The organism is Calditrichota bacterium (genome assembly GCA_014359355.1).
In the GTDB taxonomy this organism is placed as follows: domain Bacteria; phylum Zhuqueibacterota; class Zhuqueibacteria; order JANLFK01; family Oleimicrobiaceae; genus Oleimicrobium.
This window is the reverse complement of sequence record JACIZP010000384.1, coordinates 1-3,399: the sequence shown is the minus strand read 5'-3', so window position 1 is coordinate 3,399 and position 3,399 is coordinate 1. Positions and strand designations below refer to the sequence as shown.

The 3,399-nt window shown below is 64.6% G+C and carries 2 protein-coding genes; both read right to left on the bottom strand.

The annotated features are described in order from the left end of the window. Positions 1 to 2,523 (bottom strand): hypothetical protein (locus tag H5U38_15940; GenBank protein ID MBC7188515.1); only part of this gene is annotated, 2,523 nt, incomplete at its 3' end. 74 nt (positions 2,524 to 2,597) lie between these two features. After that, on the bottom strand, positions 2,598 to 3,399 hold an 802-nt coding region (locus tag H5U38_15935), incomplete at its 5' end, for a dicarboxylate/amino acid:cation symporter (protein MBC7188514.1).

Sequence of the window (3,399 nt, the reverse complement as noted above, 5' to 3'; positions counted from 1 at the left end):
GGACAAAGTCCAGGCCAGCCGTCCATTTGCGTCATAGACCGCCACGCGCACAGGGCTCTGCTGAGGGAGCATAAACTTGATAGTTGCTCCGGCGTTGCTCGGGTTGGGAAAGGCCGGGTACAGGGCAAACTGCCCGGCTTCGTGCGAAGTCGGCTGGTCGCGCCGCACTCCGGTGAGTAACTCCCCATTGACCGCGTCGAGCACCACCTCAAGGGTGGCCCCTCCATCTGGCGTTCTGTAGCTCAGCACCCACAGCGTCCGGTTCGCAAAGGCTGCGACCCACCCGTGCGCCAGCGTAGCCGAGCAGAGCGCCCCGGGATACGCGGCGCGAAACGCCTGCCCACCGGCAATCTCGGCCTTAGCAATAGCCTCTGGGCTGTCGATCCATGCAGCAGGTATCTGGCCCATACCCGGAAGCGACAGCGCGTAATACTGCGCCACCAGCATGCTATCGGCAGTGACGAGCACCAGGCAGCTGTCCACGGCTGGTCGGGCAAACAAATACGCCCACCCACCACAGGTGCCCGTCGTGTCCACCTCCTCGCCCCAGGAAAAGGCACCCACCAGGGTAGTGCGGGCGCCCCAGCCTCGTGCCCGTTCCTGCGCCACAGCAAGACCGCGGCGCGCCGTGGTCGGCCCATGTCGGAAGCGCTGCGTCACGTCCGCACGCAGCGGATCCACCAAGCAGAGCAAGAAGTCGTGCCCATCCTCCGTGGCGAAGGTCATCCGCCAGGTAGAGGTGCCCGTGTCGCTGCGGAGCGGGGCAGACACCAGCTCTATTCCCCAACGTGCCAGCAAGCCCTCCGGCACAGCCAAGCGCACCGCAGGCGCCAGCCGCGTGGAGACTCCAAGAGGATCTTGTGGGTCAACTCTGAGTAGCTCTGCCGCAACGAGCGACTCTCGATGGGCTTCCAGGAATTCCTCGCCGCCAGCGGCGAGCGCTGCAGCCAGGGCCTTATCGCTATCCACCCAGCCGGCAGGCAAGGCTTCCTCACTCAAGCCGACCGCGAGCAGGGTGTCCTGCCGCACGCCATAGGGCGAAACGAGCACATCAAGTCGCCGCGCTGGCTCCAGAAAGGCAAACGACCACCGCCAGGCTGTACCATCGCCCTCTACATGTGCTCCCGCATAGCAGCAACTGACATCGCCTTGCGAGAATGCTCTTGCCGCTTCCGCCGCACTGGCGTACGCTTCCCGCGCCGTGAGGCTCATGCGGTTGAACGTCCTGAGGTGGCGGCCGCTGACAGCATCCATCACCACCGCGCAGAACTCGCTCTGCGCACCGAACCAGGCGACTCTCCACAGGGCCTCCAGTTCTTGGCCCCAAAGCACCTCGCCCCCTGCATAGGGCAGCGGCAGGTGCCTGCTCGACCAGCCCAGCTCCATGACGACGCTGTCAAAGGTTGCCTGTCGGACAAAGTCTGCGGCATGAGCGCGGGCGCTGTCGAGCACCACCGGACTATCCACCCAATCCGAAGGGAGTGCGGCAAGCCGCTCCCCATGGCGGGGGCTTGGGGCGTATCCAGCCAACCTTCCCACGGAGGCCAGAGAGAGCTCAGCGTTCTGCGCCGCCGAGGAAAACTGGCCGTGCCACTCCCAGGCCTTGCCCACGCTGTCAGGGTCACGGCCGGTCAGAAAGAACAGGTTCGCGTCTACCGCCCAGCCCCTCGCAACTGACGATTGGCTTTGCGCCGCTTCGCGCGCCGTGACCGGCACCAGCACGCGCGCCACGGTGAGGTCGACACCTGTGCAGGCTTCGCCCTCCGCAAGGACCAGGCTGTCCGGTCGCAGATCAAGGTCGGCGTCCAGAAAGCCCCAGGCATCGTCAAAAAGGCTCAGCTCGCCGTCCCCGTTGAGGTCCTTTACCGCCAGCGGGTACCAAGTCCCCGCGGGCACATAGTCAATCGCGTACTGGCCGCCACGGTGCGTCACCACCGCCGCGCAGACCGCCTGTTCCGCGCGCACATAGAACTGCTCTCCGCGCGCTATTGCCCCCAGGGGCCTACCCCCGAACGGCTCCTCCTGGTATAGCGCCACGAACGTCCCCCAAGGCGAACTCCCTGGGCAAGTTACTACCCCGGAGACGGAGCCGCTCGGCATTGTGGCGCCGGTGGTGAAGGCAAGTGTGGAGGGACGGTCGAGCATCTGCCCATCGGCACTGCGGGCGCCGAGCAAGGAGTACTGGACGCGACTCTCAGGGGCCAGCCTAAGTTGCACAAAGAGGGTGCGGCGGTCACTGCTGAGGCTAAGGACCTGCGGTGCCGTGAGCGCCCCGGGCGGCGCCGCTCCTGCGTTGACAAAGGTGCCGCTACTGGCAAAGAGCGCCTCCGCGTCGAGCGGCCGCGTAAAGACCATGACCACGGTCATGCTCGGGTTCACCCCCACGCACCCGTGTTGGGGCGTTACCGACAGCACCTGCAGCTGCGCCTGGGATGAGCCGACCATGCCGCACGCCATCGCCCATCCCAGTGCTGCGTACAGAGCCCACTTGGTGCCCACTCCGCGCTCCTCCACCTCAGCCATCCTCACACCCCTCCCTAATTCAGCCCTGAAAACTTCATCTCCTGCGGCAGTCCCGCCCCGGGCGCAGCCCGCCTCTATTCGCGCAGGGCAAAGCCCTCGGAACGGGCAATGTACGCCGCACAGGTGATGTCGCCTGTCACGTTGAGCACCGTGCGGCACATATCCAGCAACCGGTCCACCCCAAGGATGATGGCAATCCCTTCCGCGGGCACGTGCACCATGCCCAGCACGATGATGAGCAGTGGGATGGACCCGGACGGCACCCCCGCCGCACCCACTGCCGTCAACACACTCATGATGACGACGACAATCTGCATCGTCAGCGACAGCGGCACACCGAACACCTGCGCCAGAAAGAGCACTGTCACCCCTTCGAACAGCGCCGTGCCGTTCATGTTCATCGTCGCCCCAAGCGGCAAAACAAAGCCGGCGATCTTCTGCGGAATGCCCAGGTTCTCCTGAGCCACCGCCATGGTGGTCGGCAGCGTGGCGCTGCTGGAGCTCGTAGAAAAGGCGGTGAGCATCACGGTCTCCACCTTGCGGAAGAACTTGAGCGGGTTGTACCGGCTCAACAACCCCAACAGGACCGAAAATGTCCCGAACAAGTGGATAGCAAGTCCAGCCACCACCGTCACCACATACACTGCCAGCGCAGAGAGCAGGTCATAGCCAAAACGCGACGTTACGCTGAAAATTAGCGCTGCCACCCCATAGGGAGCGAGGCGCATGGCAATGCGGATCAGCACAATTGTGACGTCGTTGATCGCTTCAAGCAGATGGATGAGCGGGAGCGCGCGGGGCTTGGCCACCAGCGTCAAAGCGATGCCCACCATGATCGCGACGAAAATCAGAGCGAGCATGTCAGGATTGGGTCGA